Consider the following 424-nt stretch of genomic DNA (forward strand, 5'->3'; position numbering starts at 1 on the left):
TGGTGGCCGCGCGTGGTCTGGCGCAGCGGATGTCCAACCAGCGCACTCAGCTGGTGCAGGCCGACAACTCGATGATCGTGGACCTGTCGACCACCCGGGTGCTCGGGCTGCCGCTGCTGGTGTACGTGTTCGCGCTGGTGGTGCTGATCGGCTGGATCGTGCTGAACCGCACGACGTTCGGCCGTCGCACCTACGCGGTGGGCGGCAACCCCGAGGCGGCGCGTCTGGCCGGTATCGACGTCCGCAAGCACACGCTGATGCTGTACGCGCTGTCGGGTCTGTGCTGCGGCATCGCCGCGGTGCTGATCATGGCGCGGACCACCACGGGGTCGTCCACCCACGGCGACCTGTACGAGCTGGACGCGATCGCCGCCGTGATCATCGGCGGGACGCTGCTCACCGGCGGCCGGGGCACGATCATCGG

Annotated in this window: 1 protein-coding gene; it reads left to right on the top strand. The window is 69.6% G+C overall.

Annotated features, from left to right (window positions below; genetic code table 11):
- Positions 1–424 (top strand): ABC transporter permease (locus AAH991_RS40280; protein WP_346231211.1); only part of this gene is annotated, 424 nt, incomplete at both ends.

It is taken from the genome of Microbispora sp. ZYX-F-249, assembly GCF_039649665.1.
Lineage (GTDB): Bacteria > Actinomycetota > Actinomycetes > Streptosporangiales > Streptosporangiaceae > Microbispora > Microbispora maris.